At 59.4% G+C, this 14975-nt stretch carries 10 protein-coding genes, 2 tRNA genes and 2 rRNA genes; all 14 read left to right on the top strand.

Translation table 11 applies throughout. The features are described from left to right. The first annotated feature begins 111 nt into the window (after window positions 1-111). The 14 genes from WNM05_RS19140 to WNM05_RS19075 all read left to right on the top strand — a co-directional run bounded on the left by WNM05_RS19140 (window position 112) and on the right by WNM05_RS19075 (window position 14868). A complete protein-coding gene (locus WNM05_RS19140; protein ID WP_434629955.1) occupies window positions 112-1707 on the top strand; it encodes an ABC transporter substrate-binding protein in 1596 nt (531 codons plus the stop codon). Between the two features lie 410 nt (window positions 1708-2117). Further along, on the top strand, window positions 2118-3146 hold the full coding sequence (locus tag WNM05_RS19135; RefSeq protein ID WP_434629953.1) for an ABC transporter permease subunit: 1029 nt from the start codon (window positions 2118-2120) through the stop codon (window positions 3144-3146). A 13-nt stretch (window positions 3147-3159) separates the two neighbouring features. Continuing rightward, window positions 3160-4080, top strand: coding sequence for an ABC transporter permease subunit (locus WNM05_RS19130; RefSeq protein ID WP_434629951.1), 921 nt, complete (start codon window positions 3160-3162; stop codon window positions 4078-4080). A gap of 10 nt (window positions 4081-4090) precedes the next feature. Then, window positions 4091-5071: an ABC transporter ATP-binding protein gene (locus WNM05_RS19125; protein WP_434629949.1), complete on the top strand. Its 981-nt coding sequence runs from the start codon at window positions 4091-4093 to the stop codon at window positions 5069-5071. Then, on the top strand, window positions 5064-6035 hold the full coding sequence (locus WNM05_RS19120) for a peptide ABC transporter ATP-binding protein (protein ID WP_434629947.1): 972 nt from the start codon (window positions 5064-5066) through the stop codon (window positions 6033-6035). The genes WNM05_RS19125 and WNM05_RS19120 overlap by 8 nt, the downstream gene beginning before the upstream one ends. A gap of 112 nt (window positions 6036-6147) precedes the next feature. Next, entirely contained in the window at window positions 6148-6555 is a 408-nt protein-coding gene (locus WNM05_RS19115) for a VOC family protein (protein WP_434629946.1), read from the top strand. Window positions 6556-6646: 91 nt separating this feature from the next. Continuing rightward, window positions 6647-7177: a pantetheine-phosphate adenylyltransferase gene (gene coaD / locus WNM05_RS19110; protein ID WP_434629944.1), complete on the top strand. Its 531-nt coding sequence runs from the start codon at window positions 6647-6649 to the stop codon at window positions 7175-7177. A gap of 79 nt (window positions 7178-7256) precedes the next feature. After that, window positions 7257-8201, top strand: coding sequence for a class I SAM-dependent methyltransferase (locus WNM05_RS19105; protein ID WP_434629939.1), 945 nt, complete (start codon window positions 7257-7259; stop codon window positions 8199-8201). A 133-nt stretch (window positions 8202-8334) separates the two neighbouring features. Then, complete coding sequence (gene trxA / locus WNM05_RS19100) at window positions 8335-8697, top strand: thioredoxin (protein ID WP_434629936.1); 363 nt, start codon at window positions 8335-8337, stop codon at window positions 8695-8697. A gap of 75 nt (window positions 8698-8772) precedes the next feature. Continuing rightward, complete coding sequence (locus tag WNM05_RS19095) at window positions 8773-9324, top strand: glutathione peroxidase (RefSeq protein WP_434629934.1); 552 nt, start codon at window positions 8773-8775, stop codon at window positions 9322-9324. 374 nt (window positions 9325-9698) lie between these two features. After that, window positions 9699-11234 (top strand): 16S ribosomal RNA (locus tag WNM05_RS19090). A 192-nt stretch (window positions 11235-11426) separates the two neighbouring features. Continuing rightward, window positions 11427-11503: transfer RNA gene (locus tag WNM05_RS19085), tRNA-Ile, on the top strand. Window positions 11504-11625: 122 nt separating this feature from the next. Next, window positions 11626-11701, top strand: a tRNA-Ala gene (locus WNM05_RS19080). Window positions 11702-11979: 278 nt separating this feature from the next. Beyond that, window positions 11980-14868: ribosomal RNA gene (locus tag WNM05_RS19075) — 23S ribosomal RNA — on the top strand. Together the 16S and 23S rRNA genes with 2 tRNA genes alongside form the textbook arrangement of a ribosomal RNA operon. Window positions 14869-14975: the final 107 nt, after the last annotated feature.

Here is a 14975-nt window from a genome sequence, read left to right as displayed (position 1 = left end):
TGTCAAAAGCGCCCTCTGTGCATAATGTATCCCCCACCGGCCAGCCTGCGAAGGCATGGACCGAATATCAGAATAAAGCTCAATAGCCTGTACAAAGGGAAGGGAAACATTATGCAAGCTTTCAAAAAGCTGCTGCTGGCAAGCGCGATCGCTGGGGCGGCCGTGGCGTCTCAAGCCGCCGGAACACTGGTGTTCTGCTCCGAGGGTAGCCCGGCGGGCTTCGACCCCGGCCAGTACACCACCGGCACCGACTTCGACGCCGCCGCCGAAACCGTGTTCAACCGCCTGGTGCAATTCCAGCGCGGCGGCACCAAGGTGATTCCGGGCCTGGCGGAAAAGTGGGAGGTATCGGCCGACGGCCTGAACTACACCTTCCATCTGCGCAAGGGCGTCAAGTTCCACACCACCGACTACTTCAAGCCGACGCGCGATTTCAACGCCGATGACGTGGTGTTCACCTTCAATCGGATGATCGACAAGAACAATCCGTTCCGCAAAGCCTATCCGACCGAATTCCCGTACTTCTCGGACATGGGCATGGACACCAATATCGCCAAGGTGGAGAAGGTCGATCCGTATACCGTCAAGTTCGCGCTGAAGAAGGTGGACGCCGCCTTCGTGCAGAACCTGGCGATGAGCTTCGCCTCGGTCCAGTCGGCCGAGTACGCCGACAAGCTGCTGAAGGACGGCAAGCCGCAGCTGATCAACCAGCAGCCGGTCGGCACCGGCCCGTTCATCTTCAAGCGCTACCAGAAGGACGCGCAGATCCGTTTCGCCGCCAACAAGCAGTACTGGGACAAGGCGGACGGCCCCAAGGTCGACAATCTGGTGTTCGCGATCACCACCGACGCCTCGGTGCGCTACCAGAAGCTGAAGGCCGGCGAGTGCCAGATCACCACCTTCCCGCGCCCGACCGACATCGCCGCGATGAAGGCCGATCCCAAGATGAACGTGATCGCCCAGGCTGGCTTCAACCTCGGCTATCTGGCCTATAACGTCAAGCACAAGCCGATGGACAAGCTGGAAGTGCGCCAGGCGCTGGACATGTCCATCAACAAGAAGGCGATTCTGCAGGCGGTGTACCAGGGCGCCGGCCAGGCGGCCACCAACCCGATGCCGCCGACCCAGTGGTCGTACAACAAGAGCCTGAAGGATGCGCCGTACGATGTGGCCAAGGCCAAGGCGCTGCTGGCCAAGGCCGGCTATCCGAACGGTTTCGAGATCACGCTGTGGGCGATGCCGGTTCAGCGTCCGTACAACCCGAACGCCAAGCTGATGGCCGAGATGATCCAGGCCGACTGGGCCAAGATCGGCGTCAAGGCCAAGATCACCTCCTACGAGTGGGGCGAGTACATCAAGCGAGCCAAGGCCGGCGAGCACGACGCGATGCTGATCGGCTGGACCGGCGACAACGGCGATCCGGACAACTGGCTGGGCACCCAGCTCGGCTGCGAGGCGATGAACGGCAACAACTTCACCAAGTGGTGCTACAAGCCGTTCGAAGACCTGATCCAGAAGGGCAAGAGCACCGCCAACGTCGCCGAGCGCACCAAGCTGTACATGAAGGCGCAGGAGATCGTGAAGCAGCAACTGCCGTACACCACGATCGCCCACTCCACCGTCAATCAGCCGATGCTGAAGTCGGTGCAGGGCTTCAAGGTCAGCCCGTTCGGCATGAACTCCTTCTACGGCGTCAGCGTCAAGTAAGCCCGGCGTGAGCCGGATGTAACCGTAATCGGCGGCGGGGCGAGCGCTCCGTCCGCCTGGCGTAAGTGCCGCCCGGCCAGCCCTCCGTCAGAGAGGACGGCCGCCGCGGCATGGCAGTGTCTGCACAGGAATTGGTAGAGATGGGACGACGGCGGACCGGCGGTGACGGCGGTTTGACCTGCGTCAAGGGGGAGGGGACAGTGCGCTGTTATTGTCTTTCCTGCCGCGACAGTGGATGCAGCTAATGCTGGTGGGTGGTTTAGTTGCCTGTCCGCTGTCCGGCACCCGCTTGCCCGTTTTGCGCCGCATCGGCGCGTCTTGCGTTTCTACCTTTCCCGTACCGACTTCCTTGCACGCGATGTCTTAGGTCTGAGGGCGCGCCGTCATGCGCGCGTCCGGGAGAGGTTTTCATGTTTTCATTCATCCTGCGCAGGCTGGGCCTCCTGGTGCCCACCTTCTTCGGCATCACGCTGCTGACGTTCAGCCTGATCCGACTGATTCCCGGCGACCCGGTCGAGGTGATGGTGGGCGAGCGCACGCTCGACCCCAAGCTGCATGCCGAGGCGCTGCATAGGCTGGGGCTGGACAAGCCGCTGTACGCGCAATATCTCGACTACGTCGTCAATCTGCTGCATGGCAATCTCGGCGAATCGCTGGTGACCAAGACCGGCGTCTGGACCGAGTTCAAGACGCTGTTCCCGGCGACGCTGGAGCTGGCCTTGTCCGCTCTGCTGTTCGCCACCGTCTGGGGACTGCTGGCCGGCGTGCTGGCCGCGATCAAACGCGGCTCGCTGTTCGACCACGGCGTGATGGGCGTCTCGCTGACCGGTTTCTCTATGCCCATCTTCTGGTGGGGCCTGATCCTGATCATGTTCTTCTCGGTCAAGCTGGGCTGGACGCCGGTGTCGGGCCGGATGGACCTGATGTTCGACATCCATCCGAGAACCGGCTTCATGCTGATCGACAGCTGGCTGGCCGAGGCGGCCGATCCCGAGGGCAATGCCGGCGCCTTCAAGAGCGCGCTGTCCCACCTGATCCTGCCGTCCATCGTGCTGGGCACCATTCCGCTGGCGGTGATCGCGCGGATGACCCGCTCGTCGATGCTGGAAGTGCTGCGCGAGGACTATGTCCGCACCGCGCGCGCCAAGGGCCTGTCGCCGGCGCGGGTGATCTTCATCCATACGCTGCGCAACGCGCTGATCCCGGTGCTGACGGTGATCGGCCTGCAAGTGGGCACGCTGATGGGCGGCGCGGTGCTGACCGAGACCATCTTCTCCTGGCCCGGCGTCGGCAAATGGCTGATCGACGCCATCGCCCGCCGCGACTACCCGGTGGTGCAGAACGGCATCCTGATGGTGGCCACGCTGGTGATCGTCACCAACTTCATCGTCGACATCCTGTACGGCATCGCCAATCCGCGCATCCGTCACGCCAAGTAAGCAGGGACGCAATATGAGCCAAAGCAAGCAAACCGCGGCCGCGCAGACGGCCGATCTGGCGCTGTCCTATCCGTCTCCGCTGAAGGAGTTCTGGCAGGGCTTTTCCCACAACAAGGGCGCGGTGGCCGGTCTGGTCTTCGTGCTGTTCATCGTCGCCTGTGCGCTGCTGGCGCCGGTCTTGGCGCCGTACAGCCCGATCGAGCAGTACCGGGACCACCTGCTGACGCCGCCGGCCTGGGAGTCGGGGGGCAGCATGCAGTTCCTGTTCGGCACCGACGAATTGGGCCGCGACATCCTGTCGCGGCTGATCCACGGCGCGCGGCTGTCGCTGTTCATCGGCCTGATGTCGGTGCTGATGGCGCTGGTGCCGGGCGTGATCCTGGGCCTGCTGGCCGCCTTCTTCCCGAAGGCGCTGGGCGCCTCCATCATGCGCTTGATGGACATCATGATGGCCCTGCCGTCGCTGCTGCTGGCGGTGGCCATCATGGCCATACTCGGGCCCGGCCTGACCAACGCGATGATCGCCATCGCCACCGTGTCGCTGCCGGCCTATGTGCGGCTGACGCGCGCGTCGGCGATGACCGAGCTGAACCGCGACTATGTGGTGGCCTCCCGCGTGGCCGGCGCCGGCCTCGGACGGCTGATGTTCGTCACCGTGCTGCCCAACTGCATGGCGCCGCTGATCGTGCACGCCACGATGAGTTTTTCCTCCGCCATCCTCGAAATCGCCGCGCTGGGCTTCCTGGGCCTCGGTGTGCAGCCGCCGACCCCGGAGTGGGGCACGATGCTGGCTTCGGCGCGCGACTACATCGAGCGCGCCTGGTGGGTGGTGACGCTGCCCGGCCTGACCATCCTGCTGTCGGTGCTGGCGATCAACCTGATGGGCGACGGCCTGCGCGACGCGCTGGATCCGAAGCTGAAGCGCGCCGCCTGAGGACAAGAACATGAGCCTGTTGCAAATCAAGAATCTGTCCGTCGAGTTCGGATCGGAGAAGAATCCGTTCCGCGCGGTGGAAGGGCTGGAGTTGAGCGTCGCCCAGGGCGAGATCGTCGGCATCGTCGGCGAATCCGGCTCCGGCAAGTCGGTGACCATGATGGCGATGATGGGCCTGTTGGAAGGACAGGGCCGCATCGTCGCCGACGAGCTCAGCTTCGACGGCAAGGACCTGCTGAGCATTTCGGCGCGCGGCCGCCGCAAGATCGTCGGCAAGGACATCTCGATGATCTTCCAGGATCCGATGACGGCGCTGAATCCCAGCTACACCGTCGGCTACCAGATCATGGAGGTGCTGAAGGCGCACCAGGGCCTGCGCGGCGCGGCGCTGAAGGCGCGCGCGCTGGAGCTGATGCAGCTGGTGGAGATTCCGGCCGCCGAATCGCGGCTCTCCGCCTATCCGCACCAGCTGTCCGGCGGCATGAGCCAGCGCGTCGCCATCGCGATGGCCATCGCCTGCAATCCCAAGCTCTTGATCGCCGACGAGCCGACCACCGCGCTCGACGTGACCATCCAGGCCCAGATCATGGAACTGCTGGTGTCCCTGCAGAAGAGCCAGAACATGGCGCTGATCCTGATCACCCACGATCTGGCCGTCGTCGCCGAGGTCGCGCAGCGGCTGGTGGTGATGTACGCCGGCCAGGTGGCCGAGATGGGCACGGTGCCGGAAATCTTCCGCCATCCGGCCCATCCGTACACCGAGGCGCTGCTGTCGTCGATTCCCGAGCACAGCAAGGGCGCGCGCCGGCTGGCGACGCTGCCCGGCATCGTGCCAGGCCAGTACGACCGACCCAGCGGCTGCCTGCTGTCGCCGCGCTGCCCGTACGCGCAGGACGACTGCCGCGGTCGTCGCCCCGGACTGACCGCCCACGAACATGGCGCGGTGCGTTGCCACTACCCGTTGCTGGCCAAGGAGAAGCAGCATGGCTAAGGTTTTGCAGGCGCGGGAGCTGACCCGTTACTACGATGTGGCCCAGGGCATGTTCAAGCCCAAGGCCGAGGTGAAGGCGCTGGCCGGCGTTTCGTTCGAACTGGAGGCCGGCCGCACGCTGGCCGTCGTCGGCGAGTCCGGCTGCGGCAAGAGCACCCTGGCGCGCCAGTTGACGCTGATCGAGCCGCCGACATCGGGCTCGCTGCTGCTGGACGGCGAGGACGCGGCGCAAGCCGGCGGCCAGGCGCTGAAGGCGATGCGGCGCAAGGTGCAGATGGTGTTCCAGAACCCGTACGGTTCCTTGAACCCGAGGCAGAAGATCGGCGCCCAGCTGTCCGAGCCGCTGCTGATCAATACCGATCTGTCGGCGAAGGAGCGCGAGGACAAGGTCAGGGCGATGATGGCCCGCGTCGGCCTGCGCCCCGAGCACTACTTCCGCTATCCGCACATGTTCTCCGGCGGCCAGCGCCAGCGCATCGCCATCGCCCGCGCGATGATGCTGAATCCGAAGATCGTCGTCGCCGACGAGCCGACTTCGGCGCTGGACGTGTCGATCCAGGCGCAGGTGCTGAACCTGTTCATGGATCTGCAGGAAGAGTTCAACACCGCCTATGTGTTCATTTCGCACAATCTGGCGGTGGTCGAGCACGTGGCCGACGACCTGATGGTGATGTATCTGGGCCGGGCGGTGGAGGTCGGCGACAAGGCGCGCGTCTATCAGCGTCCGCTGCATCCGTACACCCAGGCCCTGCTGTCGGCGACGCCGTCGATCGACCCGGACGACAGGCGGATCAAGATCCGGATCGAGGGCGAGCTGCCCAGCCCGCTGAATCCGCCGTCCGGCTGCGCCTTCCACAAGCGCTGCCCGCACGCAGACGAGCGCTGCAAGTCCGAAGTGCCGCAGTTGCGCGAGCTGGATCAGCGCATGGTGGCCTGCCATCACGCGGAGCGGATCAACGGCTGAGACCGAATCGGAATCGGCGGCCCGCGGCGTGTGTCGTCGCGGGCTTTTTTTTATTTCATCGCCACCGTCGCTCGGCGTACACTGGCCTTCCCATCACCAACGGAGGCTTGCCATGCATGTGTATCCGTATCTGAATTTCAACGGCCGCGGCGAAGAGGCGCTGAACTTCTACCGCAAGGCGCTGGACGGCGAAATCGCGATCCTGATGCGCTACGCCGACGCGCCCAAGGACGGGCCGGCGATGGGAGGCATCGATCCGAATTGGGTCATGCACGCCAGGCTGGCGTTCGGTTCCAACGTGCTGATGATTTCGGATACCGACCGGCCGATGGCGCCCAGCCAGCAGATCTCGCTGTCGATCAATCTGGACGGCGATACCGCGTCGGCGGAAAAGGTTTTCGCCGCGCTGAGCGAGGGCGGGCAGGTGACGCTGCCCTTGCACAAAACGTTTTGGAACGCGCTTTTCGGCTGCTTTAATGATAAATTCGGCGTCAACTGGATGATCAACTGTCAATTGTGACCTTTTCTTGACAGGCTTTTCGGCGCGGCGGATTTTTGCCGCGCCGCACAAAAAATCCTTTACCCCTCCCACAACGCAAGATACATTTGTCATGGAGCACGCAATCAAAGCCAAAGGAAAACGCCAATTGAAACGAGCCGTCTATGCCGGCAGCTTTGATCCGGTGACCAACGGTCATCTGTGGATGATACGCGAGGCGGTAGAGCTGTTCGACGAGCTGATCGTCGCCGTCGGCGTCAATCCGGACAAGCACTGCACTTTCAGTGCCGAGGAACGCGTGCAACTGCTGCGCGAGGTGACGGTCGGTTTCAGCAAGCTGAGGGTCGAGGTCTTCGAAAATCAGTTTCTGGTGAACTACGCGCAAAGCGTCGGCGCCAACTACATCGTGCGCGGCATCCGCACCGCCAGCGACTACGAATACGAGCGCACGATGCGCTACATCAATTCCGACCTGCATCCGGACATCACCACCTTGTTCCTGCTGCCGCCGCGGGAGTACGCCGAGGTGTCGTCGACGATGGTCAAGGGCCTGATCGGTCCGCGCGGCTGGGAAGGCGTGATCCGCCAGTATCTGCCCGAGCCGGTGTACTACAAGATGCTGTCGATGTATTCCGAGCAATAGCATCTTATAATGCCGGTTTGAACCGAATATCGCGCCAGCCCAGCCTGGCGCGTTCGCTTTGCAGTTTCCGAGGATACCGATGCAGGATGTCAGCGCCTTCGCCAACCGGCTGGCCAAGAATTACAAGCACTACGCCAAATGGGCCCGCCGTCAGGGGCTGGACGCCTGGCGCGCCTACGACAAGGACGTGCCGCAGTTTCCGTTCGCGGTCGACATCTACGGCCCGCGCGTCCATCTGCAGGAGTACGACACCGGCTGGGAGATGGACGACGACGCGTACCGCGCGTGGATAGACGCGGTGGTCGCGGCCATCGCCGAGGTGACCGGCATTCCGGCCGCCGACGTCACGTTGAAGAACCGCCGTCGGCAAAAGGGCGTCAGCCAGTACGAGAAAGTGGGCGCCGAAGGTCAGGACTTCATCGTCGAGGAGTTCGGCCAGCGCTTCATCGTCAATTTGGACCAGTATCTGGACACCGGGCTCTTCCTCGATCATCGGAATACCCGCCAGCGGGTGCGCGAGGAGGCCGCCGGCAAGCGCTTCCTCAATCTGTTCGCCTATACCGGCAGCTTCACCGTCTACGCCGGCGCCGGCGGCGCCGCCTCGTCGGAAACGGTGGACATGTCCAATACCTATCAGGACTGGTCTCGCCGCAATTTCGAGTTGAACGGGCTGGATTTGACCCGGCATCAACTGGTGCGCGCCGATGTGTTCCAGTACCTGGAGCAGGCGGTGGACGAGGGCAAGCGCTTCGACCTGATCGTGATGGATCCGCCGACTTTTTCGAATTCGAAGAAGATGCAGGACATCCTGGACGTGCAGCGCGATCATGTCTGGCTGATCGACTACGCGATGGCGCTGCTGGAACCGGGCGGCTGGCTGTATTTCTCCAACAATCTGCGCAGCTTCCAACTGGACGAGCGTCTGGGCGACGACTACCGGATCCGCGACATCAGCGCGCAGTCGGTGCCGGAAGACTTCCGCAACCGCAAGATCCACCAGTGCTGGCGCATCGAGCGCCGCTGATCCGGCCGGTCGGCTATCGGCCGGATTGATAAATTCAACCGGGGACATGCCTTGCAATGGCTCCGGGGCGCTCATATCTTTCGTGCAGAGGGTCCGCGATCGCGGGCGCGCACAATATCGAAAGAGTACCGCCATGGCTTACATCAATCTCAACGCCGACAACTTCAACAATCATATGAAGGACGAGGGCCTCGTCATCCTCGACTTCTGGGCGCCCTGGTGCGGCCCGTGCAAGATGTTCGGCCCGGTGTTCGAGGCGGCATCGGAAAAACATGGCGACGTCGTGTTCGGCAAGATCAACACCGAAGACGAGCGCGAACTGGCGGGCCACTTCAATATCCGCTCCATTCCGACGCTGATAGCGATCAAGGACGGCATCATGGTGTTCAACCAGGCCGGCGCGATGATGGGGGCCCAGTTCGAACAGTTGATCCAAAGCCTGCGCGAGCTGGACATGGACAAGGTCAGGGCCGAGATCGCCAGCCAGCCGGAATGACGGTGAGGCGCCCCGCGCGGCGCCGCTTGCCCTATCATTGAGGCGTGCGGTGGTTAACCGATCAAGGAGCGCGTCATGAAACGATGGGGAGCGGTGCTGCTGTTGTGCAGCCAGGCCGCGCTGGCCAATTGCCCGGCGCTGATGAATTACACGGTACCCGGCCTGATGGGCGGCGAAATCAATCTCTGCCAGTACGCCGACCGGCCTGTGCTGGTGGTCAACACCGCCAGCCATTGCGGCTTCACGCCGCAGTTCACGCAGCTGGAATCTCTATATAAGCAATACGGCCCGAGAGGGCTGATGGTGGTGGGTTTCCCCAGCAACGATTTTTTCCAGGAGCTCGACAAGCCCAGCGAGATCGGCGCTTTCTGCCAAGCGAACTACGGGGTGACCTTCCCGATGGCGGGCAAGGGCCATGTCAAAGGGGATGACGCCCAGCCGTTCTTCAAGGCGCTGATCCAGGCCACCAGCGATGCGCCGTCGTGGAACTTCCACAAGTATCTGATTCTGCCCGGCGCCAGCAAGGTGATCAGCATAGGCACCCGGACCAAACCGGACGCGCCGGAGGTGGTCAATGCCTTCCTGCCTTATCTGCAGCCGCAGAATCAGGCCGCGAACCAGCCGTAGCCGGCACGAAATGGCAGGATCGAACGCCGCCTTCGGGCGGCGTTTTATGTTTCGATGAAAATTTTCCACCCGGCTTTCCTTATCCATCAATGGCTTGTGTCTGATCCGGGCGGGGAGGGGCAAAATTTATCGCAAAAGGTGTTGACGGGTCCGGGGGCGGGGCGTATAGTTCGCCTCCTCAGCTGACGCAGCGAACGAAACGACGGAAACGAAACGGTTCCCGAAGAAGACGACGCAGCGCTCGGCACCGCTCTTTAACAGAACGAATAACCGATAGGTGTAAGTGCTTGGCGAAAGCCGACACTTGCACTGCAAGAGATAGGAAATACCAGTTATTTCTTTGAACTTGCGTGCCAGAAAATTGCTATGAGATTGAACTGAAGAGTTTGATCCTGGCTCAGATTGAACGCTGGCGGCATGCTTTACACATGCAAGTCGAACGGTAACAGGGTGCTTGCACCGCTGACGAGTGGCGAACGGGTGAGTAATGCATCGGAATGTACCGTGTAATGGGGGATAGCTCGGCGAAAGCCGGATTAATACCGCATACGCCCTGAGGGGGAAAGTGGGGGACCGTAAGGCCTCACGTTATACGAGCAGCCGATGTCTGATTAGCTAGTTGGGGAGGTAAAGGCTCACCAAGGCGACGATCAGTAGCGGGTCTGAGAGGATGATCCGCCACACTGGGACTGAGACACGGCCCAGACTCCTACGGGAGGCAGCAGTGGGGAATTTTGGACAATGGGCGCAAGCCTGATCCAGCCATGCCGCGTGTCTGAAGAAGGCCTTCGGGTTGTAAAGGACTTTTGTCAGGGAGGAAATCCCCAGGGTTAATACCCTTGGGGGATGACAGTACCTGAAGAATAAGCACCGGCTAACTACGTGCCAGCAGCCGCGGTAATACGTAGGGTGCGAGCGTTAATCGGAATTACTGGGCGTAAAGCGTGCGCAGGCGGTTGTGCAAGTCTGATGTGAAAGCCCCGGGCTCAACCTGGGAACGGCATTGGAGACTGCACGACTAGAGTGCGTCAGAGGGGGGTAGAATTCCACGTGTAGCAGTGAAATGCGTAGAGATGTGGAGGAATACCGATGGCGAAGGCAGCCCCCTGGGATGACACTGACGCTCATGCACGAAAGCGTGGGGAGCAAACAGGATTAGATACCCTGGTAGTCCACGCCCTAAACGATGTCAATTAGCTGTTGGGGGTTTGAATCCTTGGTAGCGTAGCTAACGCGTGAAATTGACCGCCTGGGGAGTACGGCCGCAAGGTTAAAACTCAAAGGAATTGACGGGGACCCGCACAAGCGGTGGATGATGTGGATTAATTCGATGCAACGCGAAAAACCTTACCTGCTCTTGACATGTACGGAACTTGCCAGAGATGGCTTGGTGCCCGAAAGGGAGCCGTAACACAGGTGCTGCATGGCTGTCGTCAGCTCGTGTCGTGAGATGTTGGGTTAAGTCCCGCAACGAGCGCAACCCTTGTCATTAGTTGCCATCATTTGGTTGGGCACTCTAATGAGACTGCCGGTGACAAACCGGAGGAAGGTGGGGATGACGTCAAGTCCTCATGGCCCTTATGAGCAGGGCTTCACACGTCATACAATGGTCGGTACAGAGGGTTGCCAAGCCGCGAGGTGGAGCTAATCTCAGAAAACCGATCGTAGTCCGGATCGCACTCTGCAACTCGAGTGCGTGAAGTCGGAATCGCTAGTAATCGCAGATCAGCATGCTGCGGTGAATACGTTCCCGGGTCTTGTACACACCGCCCGTCACACCATGGGAGTGAGTTTCACCAGAAGTGGGTAGGCTAACCGTAAGGAGGCCGCTTACCACGGTGGGATTCATGACTGGGGTGAAGTCGTAACAAGGTAGCCGTAGGGGAACCTGCGGCTGGATCACCTCCTTTCTAGAGAATGGCGATTGCCAAGTACTTACAGCCTATCGGTTATTCAAGTTAAGGGCATTTTGATGAAAACCGGCGCGACTCTGCGTTGGAAAGCTCCTCGTGTACTGGATGTACACGTCGTCGCCTTCCGCCTTGATTCGCTTGGTTTTGATCAAAATGAAGTTGTGGATGCCACGACTTCATAAGTCAACTGGGTTTGTAGCTCAGCTGGTTAGAGCACTGTGTTGATAACGCAGGGGTCGTAGGTTCGAGTCCTACCAGACCCACCAGTTACACTCTGGGTGTTCTGATGAGCACTACAGAAAGCCATTTTTGTGCCAGGCAAGGCGCGAGGGCGCGACGTGTACAGATGTACACGAGCGACGGAGCAACGCAGCATGGGACAAAAAGAGGGGGATTAGCTCAGTTGGGAGAGCACCTGCTTTGCAAGCAGGGGGTCGTCGGTTCGATCCCGTCATCCTCCACCATACGCCGCAAACAAAATCGAATTGAAAAGTTTGATTCTGTTTGCGTTGTTAGCGTGCAGCGAAAGCTGCTCAGCAATACGCCCGATCTTTAACAAACTGAAGAAGCCGAATATATAAGACGGCGAGACAAACAGCAGGAGTTAACTCTTCTGTTGAATGAATCGTCATCTTGGGTATTTGATTGTATCTAAGGCTGCGGCGCCATATCAAAAGGGGCGGTGCAGTCGTCGCACAAACACTCTCTGTCGTTTTGGTGATCTAGGTTACTGAAATGATAGGGTCAAGCGACTAAGTGCATCTGGTGGATGCCTTGGCGATCACAGGCGATGAAGGACGTGTAAGCCTGCGAAAAGCGCGGGGGAGCTGGCAATAGAGCTTTGATCCCGCGATGTCCGAATGGGGAAACCCCTCCGCAAGGAGATCCCTGACTGAATCCATAGGTCAGTGGAGGCGAACCGAGTGAACTGAAACATCTAAGTAACTCGAGGAATAGAAATCAACCGAGATTCCGTAAGTAGTGGCGAGCGAACGCGGAACAGCCTGTATGTGTTATGAGTTGCGTTAGTGGAATGGAATGGAAAGTCCAGCCGTAGTGGGTGATAGCCCCGTACACGAAAACGCATCGCAAGAACTAGGCATACGAGAAGTAGGGCGGGACACGCGAAATCCTGTCTGAAGATGGGGGGACCATCCTCCAAGGCTAAATACTCGTGATCGACCGATAGTGAACCAGTACCGTGAGGGAAAGGCGAAAAGAACCCCGGGAGGGGAGTGAAATAGAACCTGAAACCGGATGCATACAAACAGTGGGAGCGGACTTGTTCCGTGACTGCGTACCTTTTGTATAATGGGTCAGCGACTTACGTTCAGTAGCAAGCTTAACCGAATAGGGGAGGCGTAGGGAAACCGAGTCCGAATAGGGCGATTGAGTTGCTGGGCGTAGACCCGAAACCGAGTGATCTATCCATGGCCAGGATGAAGGTGCGGTAACACGCACTGGAGGTCCGAACCCACTAGTGTTGCAAAACTAGGGGATGAGCTGTGGATAGGGGTGAAAGGCTAAACAAACTCGGAGATAGCTGGTTCTCCCCGAAAACTATTTAGGTAGTGCCTCATGTATCACTTCCGGGGGTAAAGCACTGTTATGGCTAGGGGGTCATTGCGATTTACCAAACCATGGCAAACTCTGAATACCGGAAAGTGCGAGCATGGGAGACAGACGGTGGGTGCTAACGTCCATCGTCAAGAGGGAAACAACCCAGACCGCCAGCTAAGGTCCCAAATGATCAGTTAAGTGGTAAACGAAGTGGGAAGGCCTAGACAGCCAGGATGTTGGCTTAGAAGCAGCCATCATTTAAAGAAAGCGTAATAGCTCACTGGTCGAGTCGTCCTGCGCGGAAGATGTAACGGGGCTCAAACTGATAACCGAAGCTGCGGATGCACAGTTTACTGTGCGTGGTAGGGGAGCGTTCTGTAGGTCTGTGAAGGTGTCTCGTAAGGGATGCTGGAGATATCAGAAGTGCGAATGCTGACATGAGTAGCGATAAAGCGGGTGAAAAGCCCGCTCGCCGAAAGCCCAAGGTTTCCTACGCAACGTTCATCGGCGTAGGGTGAGTCGGCCCCTAAGGCGAGGCTGAAAAGCGTAGTCGATGGGAAACGGGTTAAAATTCCCGTACTTTTATGTAGTGCGATGTGGGGACGGAGAAGGTTAGGTCAGCAGACGGTTGGAAGTGTCTGTTCAAGCCGGTAGGCTGGAGAGGTAGGCAAATCCGCCTCTCCTTAAGGCCGAGACGTGATAACGAGGGTCTACGGACCCGAAGTGACTGATACCACGCTTCCAGGAAAAGCCACTAAGCTTCAGCTACATAAGAACCGTACCGCAAACCGACACAGGTGGGCAGGATGAGAATTCTAAGGCGCTTGAGAGAACTCAGGAGAAGGAACTCGGCAAATTGATACCGTAACTTCGGGAGAAGGTATGCCTGTTGAGGTGTAGGACTTCGCGTCTGAAGCTTCGACAGGTCGCAGAGAATCGGTGGCTGCGACTGTTTAACAAAAACACAGCACTGTGCCAACACGAAAGTGGACGTATACGGTGTGACGCCTGCCCGGTGCCGGAAGGTTAAGTGATGGGGTGCAAGCTCTTGATCGAAGCCCCGGTAAACGGCGGCCGTAACTATAACGGTCCTAAGGTAGCGAAATTCCTTGTCGGGTAAGTTCCGACCCGCACGAATGGCGTAACGATGGCCACACTGTCTCCTCCTGAGACTCAGCGAAGTTGAAGTGTTTGTGAAGATGCAATCTCCCCGCTGCTAGACGGAAAGACCCCGTGAACCTTTACTGTAGCTTTGCATTGGACTTTGAACAGACTTGTGTAGGATAGGTGGGAGGCTTTGAAGCTGAGACGCTAGTTTCAGTGGAGCCGACCTTGAAATACCACCCTGGTGTGTTTGAGGTTCTAACCTTGGTCCGTGATCCGGATTGGGGACAGTGCATGGTAGGCAGTTTGACTGGGGCGGTCTCCTCCCAAAGTGTAACGGAGGAGTTCGAAGGTTACCTAGGTACGGTCGGAAATCGTGCTGATAGTGCAATGGCAAAAGGTAGCTTAACTGCGAGACCGACAAGTCGAGCAGGTGCGAAAGCAGGACATAGTGATCCGGTGGTTCTGAATGGAAGGGCCATCGCTCAACGGATAAAAGGTACTCCGGGGATAACAGGCTGATACCGCCCAAGAGTTCACATCGACGGCGGTGTTTGGCACCTCGATGTCGGCTCATCACATCCTGGGGCTGTAGCCGGTCCCAAGGGTATGGCTGTTCGCCATTTAAAGTGGTACGTGAGCTGGGTTCAAAACGTCGTGAGACAGTTTGGTCCCTATCTGCAGTGGGCGTTGGAAGTTTGACGGGGGCTGCTCCTAGTACGAGAGGACCGGAGTGGACGAACCTCTGGTGTACCGGTTGTCACGCCAGTGGCATCGCCGGGTAGCTAAGTTCGGAAGAGATAACCGCTGAAAGCATCTAAGCGGGAAACTTGCCTGAAGATGAGACTTCCCTGGAGGCTTGACCTCCCTGAAGAGTCGTTCGAGACCAGGACGTTGATAGGTCGGGTGTGGAAGCGCTGTGAGGCGTGAAGCTAACCGATACTAATTGCTCGTGAGGCTTGATCCTATCATTTGAGTGGCTTGGGATAGCGTGCGAATCTGTGATTCGTTCAGCAGCCAAGGCGCGAGATAGAGTGTGTGTGCGACACAATTGAATACCGAATATTCGAGAAT

Origin of the sequence: Chromobacterium sp. CV08 (assembly GCF_051129845.1) — a bacterium.
Classification (GTDB): domain Bacteria; phylum Pseudomonadota; class Gammaproteobacteria; order Burkholderiales; family Chromobacteriaceae; genus Chromobacterium.
Note: the sequence above shows the minus strand (reverse complement) of the source record. Positions and strands in the feature narration are given on the sequence as shown.